This is a genomic window from Nocardia flavorosea (genome assembly GCF_015477805.1).
Lineage (GTDB): Bacteria > Actinomycetota > Actinomycetes > Mycobacteriales > Mycobacteriaceae > Nocardia > Nocardia flavorosea_A.
On the sequence record NZ_JADLQL010000002.1, the window covers coordinates 1,102,104 to 1,123,602 of the forward strand.

The window sequence follows — 21,499 nt, forward strand, 5'->3', positions numbered from 1 at the left end:
CCTCGCGATACGACCGTTTTCGGACCATCAGATTCGTCCTGAGAGTTCACTGCAGGCGTCCGGTCCGGGCGGCCGCCGGATTCCGCGTGAAACCGGGCTATCCGTAGGTGTCGCGCGGGCCCCGCCCGCGGATATGCCGTTCGCCCTTTCGCCAGCTCGGCGCGGTCGGGCCCGCGATACGCAACGAGCGGACCACGCCGGGACCGACGGCCGCGGTGATCTTCGCAAGCAACTGTGCCTGCAACAACCGGAGCTGGGTGGCCCAGGCAGTGGACTCGGCCGCCACGCTCAGCACACCGTTCTCCAGCTTCACCGGTTTGGCGTGCGCCGCGATATCCTCGCCGACCACACCGGACCAGTGCCCGAACACCGTGCCCTCGGCCACCTTGGTGGACCAGCCACGGCTGCGCGCGATCGAGGTGGCGAGCTTGGACAACGGCTGCGGGTCGCGATCGTCGGGTCGCGGCCCGGACCAACCACTACGCCGGCGAGCTCCACCCCGCGAACTCCGGCGGGGCGACGATCGCCCCTGGCCCACGGATTTGCCACTCGCTCGCGCGGCCGCACGCGCCTCTTCGAGCGCACGGCGGGCCAGGTCGATTCCGCGCAACTCCGGTTCGGCCGGCGGTACGCCGCCGGCAGGGTTTCCGGGCCGGTCGGTCATCGTCGTGCTCCACTCACCTGCCGAGTTATCCCCAGGGTCGGCCGGCATCTGATCGAGTTGTGCACATCCGGAGGCGAAACCTCGACATCGGGGCTCCATCATCGGACGTACACCGCGTATCAGGGCATAAGCCCTGTTCAGGGTGGGTAGTTCGATTGCCGGTACCGGTAGTCGCCGGTCGCATCGGGTCGATACCCGGGTGCGGGCCGACGACCTGGGCCGACGAGTTATCCACAGGCTGTGGATAACTGTGCACTAGGAGCCGGGCGGGGGATGACGGCCCGGCGTATCGGCTCACTCTACGAATGCCCCGGCCCTCGTGCAAGGCACCGGCCACTGCGTGTTCACTGTGCTGACCGTTCGCTGGAAACCGACCGCGACGGGTTCTCCCCGCCTGGCTGCGCAGACTCCGCCGTGGGCTCCCCGGCGAATACGGATATCCGGTGTTCGGGATCACCGGAGGTCGCCACCCGCAGGGCCGTACCGGTCAATTCGCCGGGCACATCTTCGGGCACCGCGGCGGTTATCAGTACCTGCTCGGCACCGGCCGCGACCCCGGCGAGGGCGGCGCGGCGGCGGCGGTCGAGTTCGGCGAAGACGTCGTCGAGCAACAGAACGGGTTCGGCTCCACCCGCCCGCAGTAGTTCGAACGCCGCCAGTCGCAAGGCCAGCGCGAACGACCACGACTCACCGTGACTGGCGAATCCCTTGGCCGTGGTTTCCCCGAGCAGGAGTTCCAGATCGTCGCGGTGCGGCCCGACCAGGCAGACGCCTCGTTCGAGTTCCCGGGAACGGGCCCGGGCGATCTCGGCGAGCAGCACCTGTTCGAGTACCGCGGGATCGTCGGAGCGGGGTTCACGCGCCGGGTCGAGTAGTTCGTCCGGAAGCGCCGCGCTGCGATAGGCCACGGTCGCCGGGCGCGATTCCGGGGCCAGCGCCGCATAGGCGCGAGTGACATACGGGTGCAGGTCGTGCACCAAACGCAACCGCTCGGCGAGCAGGACCGATGCGTGTCCGGCGAGGTGGCCGTCCCATACCTCGAGTGTGCCGAGATCGCCGCGGCCGGAGCGGCCCGCGGTTTTCAGCAGTGCCGACCGCTGCCGCAGTACCCGGTCGTAATCGGCGCGTACGCCCGCCAGCCCGGGCCGCCGGGCGGTGCACAGTTCGTCGAGGAAGCGGCGGCGCTCCCCCGGGTCGCCGCGGACCAGCGCCAGGTCTTCCGGCGCGAACAGCACCGTGTGCAGGATGCCGAGGATTTCCCGGGGCCGGCGAACGGGTGACCGGTTGATCTGCGCCCGATTCGCGGCACCGCGGTTGAGTTCCACATCGACGCGTAACTCACGACCGAGGTTGATCACATTGGCGCCGATCCGGGCCCGTTCGGTACCGGTTCGGATAAGCGGGGCATCGGCCGATACCCGGTGGGATCCGAGCGTCGCCAGATAGCCGAGCGCCTCCAGGAGATTGGTTTTGCCGTTACCGTTTGCGCCCAGGAAAACCGTAGGGCCTGTGGATAACTCGATCTCAGCATGTTCCCAGGAACGGAAATCATGCAAGGTCAGAGCACGAATATGCACAGGTTCACACCGTCCAGCCGATGCCCGCGAAGTTATCCACAGCTGTGGATAACTTCCGTCGATGCAGGTCGCGGCGCAGGTTTGCGGAGGTATCGCACCGCCCGGATCCGGTGGTCACGGTGGTACCGGGCGCTCCGTCGGCCGGTGTGGATCGGCGCCGGAGCAGCGTTGCCGAATCCACGCCCGCTCAGCCCGGCAGCCGGACCGGCATCAACAGGTAGATGTAGTCGCTTTCCAGGGCCGGATACGAGCCGCTGTCGAGCGGCTCCGGCTCGTCCTCGCGGGCCGGGAGCAGGACGGCGGGACGGCTCGGCGTGGTGAACCCGAAGGTGACCCGGTCCGAATGCAACGCGGACAGGCCATCGATGAGATATCCGGGATTGAACGCGATGGTGAGCGGCTCGCCGCGAAAGTCGGCGGTCAGCCATTCCTCTGCCCGTCCCGCATCGTCACCGCCGGCCGACAGCTGCAACCCCTCGGCGGAGAACTCCAGCCGCACCTGGGCGCCCCGCTCGGCTACCAGGGCTACGCGTTTGATCGCCTCGGTGAGCGTGGCCACCTCCAGGGTGGCCAGCGATGTGTGTTCCTTGGGCAGCAGCTGACGGAACTTCGGGAATTCGGCATCGAGCAGCCGGGTGGTGGTCCGGCGCCCGCCGTTGACGATGCCCAGTAGGCCGTCCGCGCCCGCGCCGGAGCCCAACGAGAGCTGAACCGGCTGATCGGAGGCGCCGAGCGTCTTGGCGGATTCGGAGAGGGTACGAGCGGGAATCAGCACCGCGGTTTCGATATCGGTACGCGCCGGCTGCCACTGGATATGGCGTACGGCGAGCCGGAACCGGTCCGTTGCCGCCAGCACCACCTGCGGGCCTTCGATCTCGACCCGGATACCGGTCAGCATGGGCAGCGTATCGTCGCGCCCGGCCGCGACGGCGACCTGGCCGACGGCCTCGGCGAACACATCCACTGTCAACTGCCCGCTGGACTGCGGAACTTCGGGCAACTGGGGATAGTCCTCGACCGGCATCGTGGGCAGGGAGAACTTGGCGCTACCGCACTGGATCAGCACCCGGCTGCCGTCGACGGAGACGTCCACCGGCTTGTTCGACAGCGCCTTGGTGATATCGGCCAGTAGTTTGCCGGACACCAATACCTTGCCCGGTCCGGCCACCTCGGCGGCCACCCGCATCTGAGCCGATACCTCGTAGTCGAATCCGGAGACTGTCAGCCCGTCCTCGTCCGCGACCAGCAGGACTCCGCCGAGAACCGGGACCGGCGGGCGCGACGGCAAACTACGCGCCACCCATGCGACCGATTCCGCGAAATCCTCACGCGCGACCCGAAACTTCATGCCTGCAAGGTCCATCGCCCGAGGTGTCCTCTCCCGTTCAGTGTGGATCGGTGGCTGTGCTGCCCCCGTGTATCCCGCCGCGCCGATTCCGCCGCACGGCGATGTTACGGCGGCCGCGGCGTCGGCCGACTGCCGGAGAATTCTGGCACAGCGACCGGCTTAAGACCGTACCGCGTTTCATCGCACCGGATCGGCCGCCCCTCCGTGTGGAGGATACGTCCTCGCACTGACACCGGACCAGCCCGTGGCGGGCCCGGGTAGCCGGCGGGCGTGTTGTGCAGGGCTGTGGACAGTTCGCGGATCGGCGGTGCGCGTATCCGTTCACAGTTGTCCTGGAAGAAGTCTGTGCACAACGCAGCGGCGCGCTCCGGGCTTCGGAACCCAGGAACGTGCCGGGCCCCGAGTGTACGGAGGGCGCACGAACCCGACACAGGGAGAGCCGGCCGAGCCGTGCGTACAGATTTGCCGGTGGAGACCGAGTACCCGAGACCGTGGCGTACACATCCGGTGCGCCCGGAGTCCGCTCGCTGCTCGTCCCTGTGGGGTTCCGGAAGGGGCTTCCGATCGTGCGGTCCGCTCGAGACTTGTCCACACATCCTGTTTTGAAGAGAAATTTTCTAGATGAAGAACAGGGGTAGTAATAGGCCCTGTGGAAACTGTGGATTTCCGCCGTTTTCCCACGTCATCACGCGTGTCCGCCTGTGGACTGCCGTGGGATAACTCGAGGATGAATCGGGGCCGCCTGTGGACAGGATTTGTTGTCCACACGGCATCCACAGTTCATCCCCACGTTGATCCCCAGAATCCGGGCAGTTGTGCACACTGTGTACGGATCGGTGGATAACCTGTGGATTCCTCGAGGAATCCTCGAGGAATCCACAGGCTGTCCCCATGCCTCTGACCGGAACAGCCCTGCTCAGGGGGTGTGGATGAAATCGCCTGTGGAAACTGTGGATAAACAGGTTGTGGACAACTTGTGCACCTGAGGGCCCGGATGCTGTGGATAAACCGGTGGATAACCTGTGGATTCCACAGCCGATACGATCCCAAAACCCCTGGTAAGAGCGTTAACAGGGTGTTAGCGACACACCTGTGAGTACTTTCGACACGCCCGCGATGCGCGCGTGCCGCCACAGCGGTACGAACAGACATCCCCGGGACGGATCCGCGAAGCTACCTGTGGCAGTGGAACTTCCACTGCGGAAGCCCGATAGCTGCGGCCGGGCAACGCTCGGCGCGGCAGTGATGCGAGTTCGGCTCCGCACAATCCTCATATCCGGCCGACGGGCGCACTCCGGTTCGGGCGCCCACCGGTCGCCGCGCACATTCCGGACGCAACGGCGAAATGCCGGCGATGCAGCTACGGGCCATCCGGCTGACCTTCCGGGCCACGGTTCGACCGTGGTCGCGACGTATTGCGGCGGTCGGGACGGCGTCGCCTACCGGCGCGGCGTCCCCGCTCAGCCGCAATACCGCCGACGACGGCACCCGGGCTCCGGTCGACGATCTACCGGCGAGCCACCAGGCTGCCGGCGCCGCGCGCACTCAAGTAGGTCGCCCGGGGCTGCGCCCGACAAGGGGGCAGCCCCGGCCAAGGGCGCTCGATCAGCGGGAACGCTGTTTGATGCGGGCCGTGAGTTCCTGCACCTGGTCGTAGACCCGGCGCCGCTCCGACATCTCCTTGCGGACCTTCTTCTCCGCGTACATCACCGTTGTATGGTCACGGCCGAATGCCTGCCCGATCTTCGGCAGGGACAGGTCGGTGAGCTCCCGGCACAGATACATCGCGATCTGCCGGGCCTGGGCCAGTGGGCGTGCCTTACCCGGCCCGGTCAGCTCCTCCATGGACGTGTTGAAGTACTCCGCGGTGACGCCCATGATCGTCGATGCGGTGATCTCGACGTCCTGTGATTCGGGCATCAGATCGCGCAGCACCACCTCGGCCACCGACTGATCCAGTGGCTGGCCGTTCAACGACGCGAACGCGGTGACCCGGATCAGCGCACCCTCGAGTTCGCGGATATTGCGCTCCACCCGGCTGGCGATCAACTCCAGTACGTCGTGCGGTACGTCCAAGCGGTCCATCCGGGCCTTCTTGCGCAGGATGGCGATCCGGGTTTCCAGCTCCGGGGGCTGCACATCGGTGATCAGCCCCCATTCGAACCGGGTCCGCAGCCGCTCCTCCAGCGTGGCCAGTTGTTTCGGCGGCCGGTCGGAGGACACCACGATCTGTTTGTTCGCGTTGTGCAGCGTGTTGAAGGTATGGAAGAACTCCTCCTGGATACCTTCCTTGCCCTCGATGAACTGGATATCGTCGACCAGCAGGATGTCGGTTTCGCGGTAGCGCCGCTTGAACGCCACCTTCCGGTCGTCGCGCAGACTGTTGATGAAGTCGTTGGTGAATTCCTCGGTGGAGACGTACTTGACTCGCATCCCCGGGAACAGTCGCTGCGCGTAGTGGCCGGCGGCATGCAGCAGGTGGGTTTTGCCCAGCCCGGAGGCGCCCCAGACGAACAGCGGGTTGTAGGCGCGGGCGGGCGCCTCGGCGATGGCGACCGCGGCGGCGTGGGCGAAGCGATTGGACGCGCCGATCACGAACGTTTCGAAGGTGTACTTCGCGTTGAGGCTCGCCGACGATTTGGCCGTATCCCCGGCATCGGGCGTCTTGGCGAAGAAGGTCGGCCAGGAATCGCGGGCATTGACCACTGCCTCGTCGTCGCGGTGACCGTCCGGCGCCGGATCGATACCCGGATCGCGCACGCTTTCCCGCAGGCTGTCCCGGTCGGGGTCGCGCAACGGATCCCGCGGCGCGGGATCGGCGGCCGGGATATCGGGCGTGAAAAGCGTTTCCTGGGCCGGTCGGGCGGCTCGGCGCGGCGGCAGGATCGGATCGATCTCGGTCACCGGCTCCCGGGCCACGACGCCCGGTTCCCGGCCGTTGCCCACCGTATCGCCGAGATCGGCGCGGTTGGGCGAGTAGCTGTCGGGATAGTCGGCGGGTGGGTATTCGCGGTCCCGTTCGTACTCCGGTTCCCGGGTGTACTCGGCAGCCGGCGGATAGTCACGGGAGTAGACCCTGGGCGTGGCATAGGTTTCCACGGTCGGCGGATCGGTTTCGTGGGGGCCCGCGGAGCCGCGCGCGAAGTCGCCGTCGTGCGCGCGGAACTCGGTGCCCGGTACGGATTCCGCGCCGTGCGGCAGCTCGGGCAGGGTCGCGCGCCGCACCGGGTCGGCATCAGCCGGTTCCGGGCCACGCGGGCGGCCGGGATTACGAGGCAGTTCACCGGTCAACGGCAACTCCGCTTCGTGTGAGAACTCCGCGGGCGGGAAACGGGGCTCGTCGGGCCGCCGCGGGCCACCCGGGAAATCCGCCCCGCGCGCGCCGGCGCGGGCGGGAAAGGCACCGGAATCGGGTTCCCGGATCGGTTCGGGTCGCCACGGTGGTTCGGCCGAGGTAGGGGTGAAACCGGTCGGCGGCCGACCCGGACCGTTACCGCCGAACGACTCCGGCCGGGTATCGACGGGTTCCGGGCGGCTCGTCATCCGGGCGTGCCGCGGCGACCCGGATTCGGACCCGGCGGGTAGCGGTGCGGCGATCCGGACACCGAGACCCTCCACCTGCGGACCGAGGCGGCGACCCAGCGAACGCAGGATGGGTTCACGCAGATCGCGTTCGATGGCTTCCTGGGCGATCGAGGACGGAACCGAGAGCAGTGCGAAACCCTGGACCACCATCAGCGGTTTGACCAGCTTGAGCCAGGCCTGCTGGGCTCTGGTCACTGCGCCGATGGCACCGTCGGGCGAACCGGTGGTCAGCTCGGTGACCACCTCCGGCCACACGGTGGCCAGTACGTTCTGCTCGTCGTCCATCCAGTGTCCTCCCCGGGAGTCGGTTGCTCGGCGCAGACGTCCGGGGCTCGCGGTGCGTCTACTGTACTGGTTCGTTCCAGTGACACCGCACAGGTCGCTCACCGGACCTGCCGCATCCGACGGATACGGCGCCCGGGGCGCTGCCCGGAACCCCCATTTCCGGCTGCGGCGTGGCACCGTCGGCCCTACGAATATGCCATTCACAGGGTATTTCCACACAATTATCCACAGATGTGGACAATCTCCGCGGACCGCCGTCGTGGTCGCGTGCTGCGGCGGATCGGCCGGGGTGCTCGACCTGCGCCCCGAAACGGGAACATCCGAGAGGGTGACCATCGCCACCGGTGGCCGCACACCGCAGCACGCCGGGTTCCACCCCGGCGTTCCCAGCGAGGGGCGCAGATCCGGCCCGTGTCTTCTTCTACTGGTACCGGCGGCAGCCGAGCCGGGGCCGGACGCGACGCTGGGCGGTGAGCGGGACCCCCGATCGCCACCCGGGGGGGGTGAGTTTGACCCGGTAGAACTGTATAAGTACCCTCGTACAGTCACCCTCGGCGTGGTGACCGTCCTGTGCTGACCACCTTCCAGGACGGTGACGCCGAACCGACATCTAGAGAATCACCGAAAGCTTCGGGCGCCCTCGGGTGCCCACCAATTCGAGGAGTGTTGACCGTGGCCAAGGGCAAGCGGACGTTCCAGCCGAACAACCGTCGTCGGGCGCGGGTCCACGGTTTCCGTCTCCGGATGCGGACCCGTGCGGGCCGCGCCATCGTCTCGGGGCGGCGCCGTAAGGGCCGCGCCAGCCTCACCGCCTGATCACCGACCGAAGTCGGTGCCCGATGCCCGGTCCGCCGAACCCTGTGACCCACGCCGCCGGTAACCCTGCCGGTTCGGCGGCTTCGATGATGTCCGGGTGCCCGGGTGCTTCCTGAGCGGTATCGGCTGCACCAGCGTGCCGATTTCTCCCGAACGGTACGGCGCGGGCGGCGCGCCGGAAAGCGGGATCTCGTCGTCCATGCTCTGGTGGATCTCCCGGACCCGGGTGATCCACAGGTCCGGGTCCGGTTCGGTGGCCCGCGATTCGGACTGATCGTCAGCAAGGCGGTGGGTCCCGCGGTCGTCCGGCACCGCGTGGCCCGCCGCCTGCGTCATATCTGTGCCGAACTGACCGCGGATATCTCCGCCGAGGTGGATATCGTGATTCGCGCTCTCCCCGGCGCCGCCGGCGCCGACAGTGACGAGCTACGCCGTCAGTTGCGTAGCGGATTACGCCGGCTAGATCTCCGGACGACAGCCGATCCGGGCACTCCGCTATGAGTGCCCGTACCTCACCCATGGCCGCCGTCGTCCGATGGCCGGCAAATATTCTGATCTTCTCGATCGAGCTGTACCGGACCTATGTCTCCCCGACCCGGATGCCGGTCTGCCGGTTCACCCCTACCTGTAGCGAGTACGCGGTGACCGCCCTGCGCACCCGGGGACTGATTGTCGGCCTCGGACTGACGGTCGTGCGATTGGCCAAATGCGCCCCCTGGCACCCTGGTGGATGGGATCCCGTGCCGGAGCGGCAGCGCAGTGTCGGCCACGACGACCCGCGGCCCAAAGCTTGTAAGGGATCACCGCACGCGGTGATCGGTGACACTACCGACGGGAGTGCATAGAGCCGTGCTCGATTTCATCTACTACCCGGTGTCCTGGATCCTCTGGTTCTGGCATCGGGTCTTCGGCTTCGCGTTCGGGGCCGATAACGGCCTGTCCTGGGCGCTGTCCGTGGTTTTCCTCGTCTTCACGCTCCGCTTGGTGCTCTACAAGCCCTTCGTGAGACAGGTCCGTACCACCAAGCAGATGCAAGAACTGCAACCGCAGATCAAGGAACTGCAGAAGAAGTACAAGAACGACCGCCAGAAGATGGCGCTGGAGATGCAGAAGCTCCAGAAGGATCACGGCTTCAACCCGCTCATGGGCTGCCTGCCGATCCTGGCCCAGGTTCCCGTGTTTCTCGGCCTGTTCCACGTGCTGCGTTCGTTCAACCGCACCGGTACCGGTTTCGGCCAGCTCGGGATGGATCCGTACACCAACGCGCATACGCCGAACTATGTCTTCAACGTCGAGGATGTCCAGTCGTTCCTGAGCGCACGTATCTTCGGCGCGCCGATCTCCGCGTTCATCACCGCACCGTTCGAAGAGTTGCAGGCGTTCGCCGATTACGGCGGTACTCCGAGTCGGCTCAGCATTGCCGCGGTCGCGATCCCGCTCATGGTGATCGCCGCGGTCGCGACCCATTTCAACGCGCGGGCGTCGGTCGCCCGGCAGAGTGCCGAAGCGGCAGCCAACCCGCAGGCCGCGATCATGAACAAGCTGGCGTTGTGGGTGTTCCCGTTCGGCGTCCTGATCGGTGGCCCGTTCCTGCCCATCGCCGTCCTGCTGTACTGGGTGTCCAACAACATCTGGACCTACGGTCAGCAGCATCTCGTTTTCGGTCGGATGGCCAAAGAAGAGGAAGCCAAGCGGCAGGCCAAATTGGAGAAGCAGGCCAACAACGCGCCCAAGCCCGGAGCCAAGCCGGTCGACACCCGGAAGAAGCAGACGGCTGCACCGGCCGCTGGTTCCGAGGAAGACGCTGCCGACGGTAAGCCCAACGCGAACGGGTCGACTCCCGCCAAGACGAACGCGAAACCGAAACAGGGCCAGCGCCGGCCGGGTGGTCAGAAGCGATCCGGCAACCGCGGTCGCGCCAACCAGAAGCGGCGCCGCTGACGCTCCCCCGCAGACCCCTTGTGATCGGGACACCGGCCGACGGGCGGTCGGTGTCCCGGCGAGCAGATAAAGGAAAAATATGACACTCGAGACCGAAGGTGGCGACGCCACCGCCAGCGCATCCTCCACCGTCGTCGAGCCGGCCGCCGCGGATTCGGCGGCCGACGCCGAGGAAGCCCTCATCGAAGAGGGTGAGATCGCGGGCGACTATCTCGAACAACTTCTCGATGTGCTCGACTTCGACGGGGATATCGACCTCGATGTCGAAGGTGATCGCGCGGTGGTCAGTATCGACGGCGGTAAGGACCTGTCGAAACTGGTCGGCCACAGTGGTGAGGTACTCGACGCACTCCAGGAACTCACCCGCCTGGCGGTGCAGCAGGCCACCGGTGTGCGGAGCCGGTTGATGCTCGATGTGGCGGGTTGGCGGGCCAAGCGCCGCGCGGATCTCAGCGCCCTGGGCGCAGCGGCCGCGCAGCGTGTTCTGGAGACGGGTTCGCCCGAGCAGCTCGCTCCGATGACGCCGTTCGAACGCAAGATCGTGCACGATGCGGTCGCCGCGATCGACGGAGTCGCCAGCGAGAGCGAGGGCGTGGAACCCAACCGGCGCGTTGTCGTCATACCGGACTGAGTTTCCCGGGCCGGCCGAGTAGGCGGTTGGCCGGCGGATATGGAGGGCCCGAGTCGCAGCAGACTCGGGCCCTTCGTGTATCCAGGTCCGGCTGCTCGGGAAGGATCCGGGGTCGGGGGCTACGGTAAGAGACCGTAGTAGGTCTATCCGCTAGAACTCGTCGATCACATCGGACAGAAGGGCGTTTCACGTGAAACCAGAACTCGGCGATTCGGCGGCCCTGGTGTCGCAGTCGCCGCCGCCGGCGGAAGCGGAGACCGTATTCGGCGAGCGGCTGGGATCGGCGTGTGATTACTGGAGGGCTCTGGCCACCGCCGGGGTGGAGCGCGGACTGATCGGGCCTCGGGAAGTGCCCCGCCTCTGGGAGCGCCATATCCTCAACTGTGCGGTCGTCGGCGAACTGATCGGTGACGGCGCCTCGGTGGTCGATATCGGCAGCGGTGCGGGCCTGCCCGGAATTCCGCTCGCTCTCGCCCGGCCGGACCTCCGGATCACCCTTGTCGAGCCGTTACTGCGCCGAACTGTTTTCCTCAAAGAATTCATCGATGCGGCAGGGCTCGAGATCACCGTGGTGCGGGGCCGTGCGGAACAACCCGGGGTGATCCAGGAGGCGGGCGGCGCCGATGTGGTGACATCGCGGGCCGTCGCGCCGTTGGCGAAGCTTGCGGAATGGTCGGTGCCGCTACTGCACGAGCACGGACATATGCTCGCGCTCAAAGGTTCGAGTGTCGCCGAGGAACTGGAACGGGACAGAGTGGCAGTCGAACGGACCGGAGCCGGAAATTTCGCGGTCCTGGAATGCGGAGCCGGGATAGTCGATCCCCCCACTGTCGTTCTTTCCGCCGAACGTCTGCGTCGTTCGGAGCGGCCGTCCAAACGACCGAAGAAGCGCACCCGCGCGCAGCGGCGGGAGGAAACAGGGCAAGCCTGATCCCGGGCTCGGTTTCCTGCCACTCCCCCGCTCCGGCATCGATGTTTCCCGTGAAACGTCCGCGTGCTCATGTGCTGCGATGGACTGATGATCGAGCGATGTGGGCTGAGCCCCGCGGCCGGCCACCGGGCCGACCTTGTCGAAACGGAGCGATCCCGGGCGGCGACTGCAGGCTGATCCCGGCATATCCTCCCCGTGACGAACGCGCTGTGCTCCTAGCGCCTCGCCGGATGAATCACCTGTCTCGGGACGCAGAATCTCGGGCCCCGGGTCCCGGCCGCGCATCCCGGACCGAGTCGGCGGCACGTCGGGGCGATAGGGGGTCGAGTAGAGGTGAGTGCAGGGTCCTCGCCATAGGCCGAATGGGGCCGGTCTGCTGGAATCCGCTGCTGGATCACCTCGAGAAAGACGAGGGCGTTGTAGCTGCGGTATCGGCTGTGTGGACGAGGTTATGCGCCGGCTGCCTGGTGTCCGCGAGCACTGCCGGTACCTGTGCGCCGGGCTGCCCGGAGTGCCCGAATCTTCGGGCGGTTGGCTACTGAGTGCGGTCCCCCGAGAGATCGGATCGGTCGGAGGTGTGCAGGTATGGGCTGGGTCGTGGTCCTCGCGGAATCGGCCGGCGCTAACCCGCCGCCCGGCTGGGGGGTTCGCAGCTTTCGGGGATGGTTGTTTCGGTCCGGACAAGGCGTTTGGCCGACCTGTCGCGGATGCGATCCGGCGGACATCCGCGTTTCACGGGAAACATTGAGAGTTGCCCGTGTGCGACTCGTTCCCGCGGCCGCGGTCTGGTCTGCCGCACGTATCCGGCCATCGGCCTCGACATCTTCGTCACTGTGACGGAAACGTGCCCATAGTCCTCCTGCCACGGCTGCCGACGCGCGACCTTCGCAAAGTAGTCGCGGTGCCCTTCGAGCGCCGCGGGCGCTTATGTTTCACGGGAAACATAAGCGGCTACAGGGCGCGACGGTAAGGCAGGGCGGCCCAGGCGACCGGTGTCTATACCGGACTGTTGCTGTTCGACTTCTTCCACGTCCGCAGTGCACATCTCACTTTCGATCCCCGACCGATCTCAGGGTGAAGAGCCCCTCTGTCACCGACGACTACTTCCAGGCACACCCTCCGGCTGTTGCATCGCGGTGCCGGCGAGGGGAACGACGGGTGCGGGTAATGGGGCAGGACGAAGACCGGGGCCCGCGTCGGCGGCAACGGTGCCGGCGAATCCAACCCCATGGCGAATCGGACGGTGAGGATGCTCATCTCGGCGACCGGCGTTCTCCGACCGGTGTCCAGAACCGCTCCCCCGAAGGAAGGGACCGTCGCATCGGTCTCGACGAGTGCCCGGACCACGGTTACCACAATGGCCGGCTGTGTTCAGAGGTGGGACCGTCGAAGAGTGCTCCGAGCACATTCCGGCCGTCCTCGGCTTTCATTGCGTGGCGTCCGCATGCGCCACCGTCCCTACGGCGTCGCGCGTCAGTACGCGCGGAGGTGTCGGGCTGAACGAGGATGGTGAAGCTGCGCCCGCTGTTCGGCGCCGAGATGCCGGGCCTGCAAGGTCGTCCTCGATCAGGGGCGAGGGACTGGGCGGTGCTTGCCGCTGGATATGGGTGGCCGGCCACATCGCGGTAGGAAGCCGCAACCGTGGCGACGAGTGAGCTGCGGAGTGAGCGGGTGCGTGTGGAACAGACGATGTTTCCCGTGAAACATCGTCCCGGGGAGACCGCGCGGCGGTGAACGTGTTTCCAGGGGATGAATTCAGGAGACTTCCGCGTGTCGCGGGCGCGTCGCAGCGATTCAGCTTTCTTCTCGGGCTCGCTGCTGGCAAGCTATTGGACGTCGGGCGTGAGCGCTGGTGCCACGGTGGAATCTCGGTGTTGCAGCGGTGCAGCTCCGTTCGATCGACCGGCGGCTCGGTGTACGCGTCGGAGGAGGTGGCTTCGCATGTCCACGCTGTGCGGCGAAGTCATCCGTCCCGCACGGATGCCGCAGCGTCGGTTGTGGACCGGCAATACGGTCCAGCACGGCTTGTTTCGACGACACGGTGCCGGCGTCTGTCAGGCCACGTGATCTTGCAGTTCTCGCGTAAGGAGCGGTCTATGTCGAACGGTTCAGCGAATGTTTCACGGGAAACATCGCGCGTGCCGGGAATGCTGGATGGCAGCAATATCGGCCCGGAGGCATTCGGAAGCACACCGTATGGCCATATCTCCCCCACCGAGACGCCGATCGCCGCCGAGGCACACCGCGCGAGCCAGTTAATGCATCCAGGAAAGGTGACAGTGCCCAAACCTCACGAGCAACGCATCATCACCATAGCCAACCAGAAAGGCGGAGTCGGAAAGACTACGACAACGGTCAACCTGGCCGCAGCCCTGGCGCATCAGGGGATGAAGGTGCTCGTGATCGATCTCGATCCGCAGGGCAATGCCAGCACCGCGCTCGGGGTCGAGCATCACTCGGGTATTCCGTCGACCTACGAACTGTTGATCGGCGAAATCAAGGTCCAGGACGCGATTCAGCAGAGCCCGCACAGTGACAACCTGCTCTGCATCCCGGCGACCATCGATCTCGCCGGCGCCGAGATCGAACTGGTGTCGATGGTGGCTCGGGAGGCGCGGCTCAAAGGCGCTATCCAGGAAGCCAATATCGCGGGTTACGACATCGATTACGTGATGATCGACTGTCCGCCGTCGCTCGGTCTGCTCACGATCAACGCCATGGTCGCGGCCCGGGAAGTCCTGATTCCGATTCAATGCGAGTACTACGCCCTCGAGGGCGTAGGCCAGCTGATCCGGAATATCGGCTTGGTCCAGTCGCACCTCAACCCGGAACTGCATGTCTCGACTGTGGTTCTCACAATGTACGACGGCCGGACCAAACTGGCCGATCAGGTGGCCGAAGAAGTGCGCAGTCATTTCGGTGACGTCGTCCTGCGGTCGGTGATCCCGCGCAGCGTCAAGGTCTCCGAGGCGCCCGGATACGGTATGACGGTCCTCGACTACGACCCGGGTTCCCGCGGCGCCCTGAGCTATCTGGACGCCGGCCGGGAAATGGCCGCGCGCGGTGCAGCTTGGCAGGCGGCGCTCGCGGAAGGCGCTCAGTGAACGGATCGGGCATGGCTGTGGACGCGGGCAATGGAAAGGGTAGGCCGGTGAGTCAGTCGAAAAAAGGTGGGCTGGGACGCGGTCTGGCGGCATTGATCCCCACCGGCCCGGCTCCGGTGGCGACCGGGCTGGGGTCCGAGGCCGCTGATGCGGTGATCGGTCTGGATCCGGGGCCGCGCCCCGCGTCCACCTATTTGCATCAGGTTCCCGAACCTGTGGAGAGCGCTGATCTCGCTTCGGCAGGCGATGCGGTGTACCGGGAGATCGCGCCCGGGAACATCGAGCCCAATCCGAAACAGCCCCGGCAGTATTTCGACGATGAGGCGCTCGCCGAACTGGTCCACTCGATTCGCGAGTTCGGTTTGATGCAGCCGATCGTGGTCCGAGAACTGGAGCCGGGCGGTGACCGCTATCAGCTCATCATGGGTGAGCGACGCTGGCGGGCCTGCCAGGAGGCGGGGCTGGAAGTTATTCCAGCGATCGTCCGGGAGACCAACGACGACGCGATGCTGCGCGATGCACTGCTGGAGAATATCCATCGCGTGCAGCTCAACCCGCTCGAAGAGGCGGCGGCTTATCAGCAATTGCTGGAGGAGTTCGGGGTTACGCAGGAAGAGCTGGCGTCGCGGCTCGGGCGGTCGCGGCCGGTGGTGACCAATATGATCCGCCTGCTGAAACTACCGATTCCGGTGCAGCGCCGGGTCGCGGCCGGGGTGCTGTCCGCCGGGCATGCGCGGGCACTGCTCGGTCTGGAGGGGGGAGCCGATGCACAGGAGGTGCTGGCCGCCCGGATCGTTGCCGAGGGGCTTTCGGTGCGGTCCACCGAGGAAGCGGTGAAGCTGTCGAACCGGGAAGAGGAACCGGCCAAGCCGCCGGCGCCGCGCCGGCCCCCTATCCACTCCCCCGGGTTGCAGGATGTCGCCGACCGGTTGTCGTCATCGTTCGATACACAGGTTTCGGTGAGTCTCGGCAAGCGGAAGGGCAAGATTGTTGTCGAGTTCGGGTCGGTGGACGATCTGGAGCGGATCGTCGGAATGATGCTGCAAACGTCGCTGAACAATTGAAATTTCGGCTTGTTGTCCGCATAACCTCTGCCTCGGCCAGGAAACGTCACTGTGACAGTGGATGGTCGCGGATCCGATCCGGCGAGGCAGTCCCTGACCGAAGACTTAGTGACGCGGAATGAGGCGAGTTCGCTTGATCGCATATTCTTGCTGGCGAGAAACCATTGATGCGGCGTGAGCATCGACGAATCGGATAGCTGGAGGCTGAGCGGAGCGGTGTCGACCAGCGTCACAGGATTAACCCTGGAAAGCATCAGCCGGCTGCCGGCGCATGCTCGCCGGTGTGTGTTCTGGGAGATCGACCCGGCGGTAGCCGCGGACTCCTGCGAATTCAGCGATCCGGTATTCGAGAAGGAAGCCTGGATCTCCACGGTCATGCTCGAATGGGGTTCGTGCGGGCAGCTCGCGACGATCGATGACAAGACCGTCGGCTGTGCGCTCTACGCACCACCCCGGGTGGTGCCGCGGGCCGGCCTCTTCCCCACCTCGCCGGTGAGCCCCGATGCCATCCTGCTGACCACGCTCGGCACCGAATACCCCGACCTGGACGGTGATATCGCCTACCGGATGGTGCAGGGGGTCGTCACCGATCTGGTCCGCCGCGGTGTACGCGCTTTGGAAGCGTTCGGTATCCGGGACGCGCACGCAAGCACCGCGCTCTCCGACCGGCCGACCGGAACCATGCGCCTGATGGAACGAATCGGTGTTCCCGGGCGCGGTGCCCGGCGATCGGTAATGGAGTGCAGCCCGGAGAACTGCATGATCGACGCCGATTTCCTGCAGGAGGTCGGATTCGAGATAGTGGCACCGCATCACCGGTTCCCACGGCTACGGCTGGAGCTCGATACCGATCACGGCTGGAAAGAAGATGTCGAACGGGCCCTCGACCAGCTGCTGGCCGCGGCGTCGATGACAGTGCCGACCCGGATTCTCACCCTCTGAGCCCGACGGCCGGGGAATCCGCTAACCGCTGTCGGCGGCGGCGAGTTCCTCGGCCAGTAGTTCGGCGAAAGTGTATGTGCCGGTCGGCTGATCGTCTTGGCCCAGCAGGTAGAGCCGTTTCACCGAGATCAGGATCGCTTCCGCGATGACATCGCGCATCCGCGGATCGGCCAGCACCGACGCATCGTACTGGTTGGTGACATAACCCAGATCCACCTGCACGGTCGGCATCTTGGTCAGGCGCAGCAGATCCCAGGTACGCGGGTGGGTCCGGCAGTCCTGCAGCGAGGTCCGGGCCACCACTTCCCGTTGAATGAACCCGGCCAGCACCTGGCCGATCATCGATACCGAACCGTGTGAATTCCCGAAGTAGAACCCGGCGACGCCGTTGGCCATCGGGCTGGAGTTGGACGCGCAACGCAGGGAAATCATCAGATCCGCGTCGAAGGCATTGGAGGTTTCGGCGCGTTCCACATCGGTGGGATTACTTCCCCATGGGCGGGACAGGAACGTCTCCATCCCGGTCGCGGCCATCCGGCCTTCCAACCGGCTGGCCAGATCCCACAGGATCTCCTGTTCGTACACATCGCCGAACTCGGTCGGGACAGCACGGCCACGGTCGGGTCCGCCCAGACCCGGATCGATGACGATCCGTTTGCCGGTCAGCTGCGGACCGGCACGATGCACCACTTCTTCCTCGGCGATCCGATGCGGATTACCGCCGGTGACGCGGGCTCCGAGCAGCTCGAGCGAACGCAGCGTGTCCGGGCCGCAGATACCATCGGCGGCCAGGCCGATTTCACGTTGGAACGAAGTCAGGCCCTCGTGCGTGTGGGGGCCGAAGAAACCGTCCACCCGGTGTACATAGAAACCGAGGTCCTGCAGCCGGCGCTGCAGGGTGGCGACATCGTCGCCGTACAGCGGCGCCGACAACTGGTAGATGAGCGTGCGGGCACCCAGCCGATAAGACGCTTCTTTCAAGGCCCGGTAGGTCGCGGGACCGATCTCACCGTCGACCAGGAGTCCGCGGTGCTGCTGGAAGGCACGCACCGCGGAGTCGAGCTGATAATCGAAGGTGGCTTCGGTGTCTTTCCAGTACTCGTCCGAACCATTGGTCTGCGCACCGTTGTGCGCGTGCAGGAACCCCAGACTCGCCAGGGTGCTCCGAACCTCTGCTACGGCTGGACCGGTGTCGCCGTGACGAAGTCGGTGCATGCGTGAGGGCCCTTCCTTCCGTCAATCCCGGGTACCCACTCATGCGACGGCGTACACCCTCGCACGACGGAGCGTGGTCGATTCTGTCAGACCCGGACCGGGATTCGACAATCATGGTCAGGGCATACTACGGCGCGTTGCCGCGTGACGGCCGCCGGATGGCCTATTCGAGACGTCAGATGACGTCTTCGATTTCCCGCAGGAGTGCGGCCTTCCCCTTGGCTCCGACGATCTGTTTCACCGGCTTGCCACCGGCAAACAGGATCATAGTCGGCACGCTCATGACCTGGTAATCGCGGGCGGTATCGGGGTTGGCGTCGATATCGAGTTTGGCGACGGTGAGCTTGTCGGCGTGCGAGCCCGCGATCTCCTCCAGCACGGGGGCGACCATCTTGCACGGTCCGCACCAGGTGGCCCAGAAATCGACCAGTACCGGCTTCTCGCTCTGCAGGACAGTATCGGCGAACGAGGCATCGGTGACGGGGACCGTGTTGGTGATCTCGGACATGGCGGTTCTCCTTGGTTCTCCGGGCGCCGATGCGCCCGGGGCTGGGGCGGGTGACCGATCGCGCGGATCGGTCACCCGGTGAGCCCCTGCGGACTCAATCGGCTGTCGAAACGGCGACGGGCTGGTCGGCGTGCGGCAGCGTATTGCTGGTGATATCGCCCTTTTCGGCGAGCCAGCGTTCGGCGTCGATGGCGGCCCGGCAGCCGGTGCCGGCCGCGGTGATGGCCTGCATATAGGTGTGGTCGACGAGGTCACCCGCGGCGAAGACACCGGGGACCGAGGTCTCGGTGCCCGGATCACGCACCAGGACATAGCCTTCCGCGTTCCGGTCCACCTGGCCGCTGACGAGTTCGCTGCGCGGGTCGTGCCCGATGGCGACGAAGAGGCCGGTCGCCGCGAACTCCGCCGTTTCCCCGGTGCGGGTATCGCGCAGGGTCAGCGAAGTGACACTGGTCTCGCCGTGCACCTGGGTCACTTCGGCATTGGTGCGGAACCGGATCTTCTCGTTGTTCTTGGCACGTTCGAGCATGATGCGCGAAGCGCGGAATTCGTCACGCCGGTGGACGACGGTGACGCTGGAGGCGAACTTGGTGAGGAAGATCGCCTCCTCCATGGCCGAATCGCCGCCGCCGACAACCACGATGTCCTGGCCCTTGAAGAAGAAGCCGTCGCAGGTGGCGCAGGCGCTGACACCGCGGCCGAGCAGTTCCTGTTCACCGGGGACGTTCAGATAGCGGGCGGCCGATCCCATGGCCAGGATCACCGCATGCGCCTCGTAGACATCGTCGCCGACGGTGACCTTCTTCACCGGCCCGCTCAGGTCGATCGCGTCCACGTCTTCGGTGCGGATCTCCGCACCGAATCGTTTGGCCTGCTCCCGCATCTGTTCCATCAGATCGGGACCCATGATTCCATCGCGGAAACCGGGGAAGTTCTCGACCTCGGTGGTGGTCATCAGGGCGCCGCCGAATTGGGTGCCCTCGAAGACCAGCGGCTCGAGTTCGGCGCGGGCGGCGTACACGGCGGCGGTGTATCCGGCCGGTCCGGAGCCGACGATGATCAGGTCGCGAACTGGCGTGCTCATGGGACCCTTCCGGAGAAAGCTGACTGGGACGTTTCGGTCAACAACAGGGTAGACGGGCTTTGTTCCCGGCGGCGGCCTGTGCCGGGCCGCGGCCCCGAGCTTATGCGGGGGCCGGTGACGGGCAGCGCAGGGACCGGCGGGTGACTACACACAGCGCGCAGCCGGAGGTAATTCAGCCGATATCTGTGATCGGGGCCAGTAGCTCCGGGTTGCCCGGCCCGCATCCGGGCCCGACGACAAGCGCCGTGACCTGCGCGCCGTTTCGCCCGCCGACCAGTATCAGCACTGCGTCGTCACGCTCGCGGAACCTCATCTCGGTGGACCCGAGTACAGGCCGGTCCACTCCTGCAGCCCGGACGCATGCGGTGAGGGCCGCGGGGTCCGCCAGCCGGCCGGGAACATCATGGCGGCCCAGGACACGGAGCGCGGCGGCCATATCCAGGGCGGCGCCAGTTTCCGTACCCGTGGTTTCGGTGGGCGCGGCGGTCGGCATCGTTTCGCCGTCTGGACGGATACCGATGAACAGCGCAGCACCGGCGCAGATCAGCACGGCCGCGGCGGCGGCCAGCGCGGCGGCGAGCCGCCGGCGCCGCCGATAGGCGTCCAGGGATATCGGCCCTTCATCGTCGCACTCTGCCGCCGGAGTCGATCGGCGGGCGTTCGCAGCGCCGGGTCCTACGGTGAACGCCGGTGCCGGGATATCGCCGAGCGGCACGGTCGCCTCCACCGTATCGGCGGAATCGGCACCGTCCTGGTGGGCCGTTTCGCTCCCGAGGGATTCGGCGAACCCTGCCAGCCGGGCCGCGATATCGGCCGGCATCGGGCGGACCACCCGATCGGACTCGGCGAGGCCGGTGAGAGACCTACGTACCGCATCGAGCGATTCGAGATAGCGCCGGGCGTCCGGATCCTGCCGGACCGCGGGCCACAGCCGGGCCTCGAGTTCGGGGTCGATATTTCCGGCGTGCAGATCCGCGAGCAGCTCCGCGGGGAATGGAGGTTGCGGAACGGGGCTCATGACCTTCGCACCTCCAATGCTGCTGCGTCCATCTGGCTCGGGTATCGATTTCTGGGTCTGCGGTTGCGCTCCCGGTGAGTACATACTGTTCGGGAGGGAAAACGTGTCACTGGATTGGACGTGTCGGGTTCACATCCGGTTCCCCTCTCCGTTCAGCGAATCCAATTCGGCCTTGAGGCGTTGCCGGGCGCGTGCGCATCGGCTCTTGATCGTGCCCACCGGAACACCGAGCAGATCGGCCGCGTCGGCGACGCTGTACCCCTCGACGTCCACGGCCACCACCGCCGCGCGCTGATCCGGTGGCAGTGCGAACAGTGCGCGTTCGAGCACGATGGAGATATCGATCCGGCTGTATTCGTCGGCGTGGTCGGATATTTCGGGCCAGACATCCGGCGGTAGGACCACGGCCCGCTGGGCGCGATTGCGCCGGATACGGTCCAGACAGGCATTGACGACGATGCGGTGCAGCCAGGTACGAACCCCTGATTCCCCCCGGAAGGATCCGGCATTGCGATGGGCCGACAGCAAGGCTTCCTGGAGCGAATCGGCGGCATCCTCGGGGGTGTAGCAGACACGCGCGGCGGTCTGCCACAGATGGTCGTTGTGCCGGCGGATCAGTTCGGCGAAGGCATACGGCGCACCGGCGGCGTGCGCCCGCAGTAATTCGGAGTCCGAGGTGCTGTCGAAACCGGCTTCTCGCGTTCCCGCCCCAGTAGACGGCGCCGTCCCCCCGCGAACCCCCGCATTCAATTCGGACGACAATAGCCAACCCCTTGGACAACCGCC

The 21,499-nt window shown here is 66.2% G+C and carries 18 protein-coding genes; 9 read left to right on the top strand and 9 right to left on the bottom strand.

Translation table 11 applies throughout. The annotated features are described in order from the left end of the window. Positions 1-97 precede the first annotated feature (97 nt). The 4 genes from IU448_RS13940 to dnaA form a co-directional block, all read right to left on the bottom strand. A complete protein-coding gene (locus IU448_RS13940) occupies positions 98-664 on the bottom strand; it encodes a DUF721 family protein (RefSeq protein WP_195055928.1) in 567 nt (188 codons plus the stop codon). Positions 665-1,008: 344 nt separating this feature from the next. Then, a complete protein-coding gene (gene recF, locus IU448_RS13945; RefSeq protein WP_195055929.1) occupies positions 1,009-2,241 on the bottom strand; it encodes a DNA replication/repair protein RecF in 1,233 nt (410 codons plus the stop codon). 187 nt (positions 2,242-2,428) lie between these two features. Next, positions 2,429-3,604: a DNA polymerase III subunit beta gene (gene dnaN / locus IU448_RS13950; RefSeq protein ID WP_195055930.1), complete on the bottom strand. Its 1,176-nt coding sequence runs from the start codon at positions 3,602-3,604 to the stop codon at positions 2,429-2,431. A 1,590-nt stretch (positions 3,605-5,194) separates the two neighbouring features. After that, positions 5,195-7,459, bottom strand: a complete 2,265-nt coding sequence (gene dnaA, locus IU448_RS13955) for a chromosomal replication initiator protein DnaA (protein ID WP_195055931.1) — start codon at positions 7,457-7,459, stop codon at positions 5,195-5,197. A gap of 672 nt (positions 7,460-8,131) precedes the next feature. Between dnaA and rpmH the strand changes: the two genes are divergently transcribed. The 9 genes from rpmH (at position 8,132) to IU448_RS14000 (ending at position 16,888) form a co-directional block, all read left to right on the top strand. Continuing rightward, positions 8,132-8,275 carry a 50S ribosomal protein L34 gene (rpmH, locus tag IU448_RS13960; RefSeq protein WP_084492389.1) on the top strand — a complete coding sequence of 48 codons (144 nt, stop codon included), beginning with the start codon at positions 8,132-8,134 and terminating at the stop codon, positions 8,273-8,275. Positions 8,276-8,380: 105 nt separating this feature from the next. Continuing rightward, positions 8,381-8,776 (top strand): ribonuclease P protein component, encoded by a 396-nt coding sequence (rnpA, locus tag IU448_RS13965; protein WP_195055932.1) that lies wholly within the window; start codon positions 8,381-8,383, stop codon positions 8,774-8,776. Further along, positions 8,773-9,120: a membrane protein insertion efficiency factor YidD gene (yidD, locus tag IU448_RS13970; protein WP_195055933.1), complete on the top strand. Its 348-nt coding sequence runs from the start codon at positions 8,773-8,775 to the stop codon at positions 9,118-9,120. The genes rnpA and yidD overlap by 4 nt, the downstream gene beginning before the upstream one ends. 4 nt (positions 9,121-9,124) lie before the next feature. Further along, complete coding sequence (gene yidC, locus IU448_RS13975) at positions 9,125-10,216, top strand: membrane protein insertase YidC (protein WP_195056313.1); 1,092 nt, start codon at positions 9,125-9,127, stop codon at positions 10,214-10,216. Positions 10,217-10,295: 79 nt separating this feature from the next. After that, positions 10,296-10,847: a protein jag gene (locus tag IU448_RS13980; RefSeq protein ID WP_195055934.1), complete on the top strand. Its 552-nt coding sequence runs from the start codon at positions 10,296-10,298 to the stop codon at positions 10,845-10,847. 190 nt (positions 10,848-11,037) lie between these two features. Beyond that, positions 11,038-11,778, top strand: coding sequence for a 16S rRNA (guanine(527)-N(7))-methyltransferase RsmG (gene rsmG / locus IU448_RS13985; RefSeq protein WP_195055935.1), 741 nt, complete (start codon positions 11,038-11,040; stop codon positions 11,776-11,778). A gap of 2,147 nt (positions 11,779-13,925) precedes the next feature. Beyond that, positions 13,926-14,882 carry a ParA family protein gene (locus IU448_RS13990; RefSeq protein WP_195056314.1) on the top strand — a complete coding sequence of 319 codons (957 nt, stop codon included), beginning with the start codon at positions 13,926-13,928 and terminating at the stop codon, positions 14,880-14,882. Positions 14,883-14,929: 47 nt separating this feature from the next. Next, positions 14,930-15,946, top strand: coding sequence for a ParB/RepB/Spo0J family partition protein (locus IU448_RS13995; RefSeq protein WP_195055936.1), 1,017 nt, complete (start codon positions 14,930-14,932; stop codon positions 15,944-15,946). 216 nt (positions 15,947-16,162) lie between these two features. Continuing rightward, positions 16,163-16,888, top strand: coding sequence for a GNAT family N-acetyltransferase (locus IU448_RS14000; RefSeq protein WP_195055937.1), 726 nt, complete (start codon positions 16,163-16,165; stop codon positions 16,886-16,888). Between the two features lie 21 nt (positions 16,889-16,909). On the opposite strand, the gene IU448_RS14005 is transcribed toward IU448_RS14000, so the two are convergent. The 5 genes from IU448_RS14005 to sigM all read right to left on the bottom strand — a co-directional run bounded on the left by IU448_RS14005 (position 16,910) and on the right by sigM (position 21,463). Then, on the bottom strand, positions 16,910-18,103 hold the full coding sequence (locus IU448_RS14005; RefSeq protein WP_195055938.1) for an N-acetylmuramoyl-L-alanine amidase: 1,194 nt from the start codon (positions 18,101-18,103) through the stop codon (positions 16,910-16,912). 175 nt (positions 18,104-18,278) lie between these two features. Further along, positions 18,279-18,611: a thioredoxin gene (trxA, locus tag IU448_RS14010; protein WP_195055939.1), complete on the bottom strand. Its 333-nt coding sequence runs from the start codon at positions 18,609-18,611 to the stop codon at positions 18,279-18,281. A gap of 94 nt (positions 18,612-18,705) precedes the next feature. Further along, positions 18,706-19,695, bottom strand: a complete 990-nt coding sequence (trxB, locus tag IU448_RS14015) for a thioredoxin-disulfide reductase (protein ID WP_195055940.1) — start codon at positions 19,693-19,695, stop codon at positions 18,706-18,708. Between the two features lie 172 nt (positions 19,696-19,867). Beyond that, complete coding sequence (locus IU448_RS14020) at positions 19,868-20,713, bottom strand: hypothetical protein (RefSeq protein ID WP_195055941.1); 846 nt, start codon at positions 20,711-20,713, stop codon at positions 19,868-19,870. Between the two features lie 129 nt (positions 20,714-20,842). Continuing rightward, entirely contained in the window at positions 20,843-21,463 is a 621-nt protein-coding gene (gene sigM / locus IU448_RS14025; protein WP_195055942.1) for an RNA polymerase sigma factor SigM, read from the bottom strand. Between the last annotated feature and the right edge of the window lie 36 nt (positions 21,464-21,499).

What these genes read in the sequence shown, in the direction of transcription:
- IU448_RS13940 (WP_195055928.1), bottom strand. Translation starts at nt 664, where the DNA reads ATGACCGACCGGCCCGGAAACCCTGCCGGCGGCGTACCGCCGGCCGAA.
- dnaN (WP_195055930.1), bottom strand. Translation starts at nt 3,604, where the DNA reads ATGGACCTTGCAGGCATGAAGTTTCGGGTCGCGCGTGAGGATTTCGCG.
- dnaA (WP_195055931.1), bottom strand. Translation starts at nt 7,459, where the DNA reads ATGGACGACGAGCAGAACGTACTGGCCACCGTGTGGCCGGAGGTGGTC.
- yidD (WP_195055933.1), top strand. Translation starts at nt 8,773, where the DNA reads ATGAGTGCCCGTACCTCACCCATGGCCGCCGTCGTCCGATGGCCGGCA.
- IU448_RS13980 (WP_195055934.1), top strand. Translation starts at nt 10,296, where the DNA reads ATGACACTCGAGACCGAAGGTGGCGACGCCACCGCCAGCGCATCCTCC.
- IU448_RS13990 (WP_195056314.1), top strand. Translation starts at nt 13,926, where the DNA reads ATGCTGGATGGCAGCAATATCGGCCCGGAGGCATTCGGAAGCACACCG.
- IU448_RS14005 (WP_195055938.1), bottom strand. Translation starts at nt 18,103, where the DNA reads ATGCACCGACTTCGTCACGGCGACACCGGTCCAGCCGTAGCAGAGGTT.
- trxA (WP_195055939.1), bottom strand. Translation starts at nt 18,611, where the DNA reads ATGTCCGAGATCACCAACACGGTCCCCGTCACCGATGCCTCGTTCGCC.
- trxB (WP_195055940.1), bottom strand. Translation starts at nt 19,695, where the DNA reads ATGAGCACGCCAGTTCGCGACCTGATCATCGTCGGCTCCGGACCGGCC.
- IU448_RS14020 (WP_195055941.1), bottom strand. Translation starts at nt 20,713, where the DNA reads ATGAGCCCCGTTCCGCAACCTCCATTCCCCGCGGAGCTGCTCGCGGAT.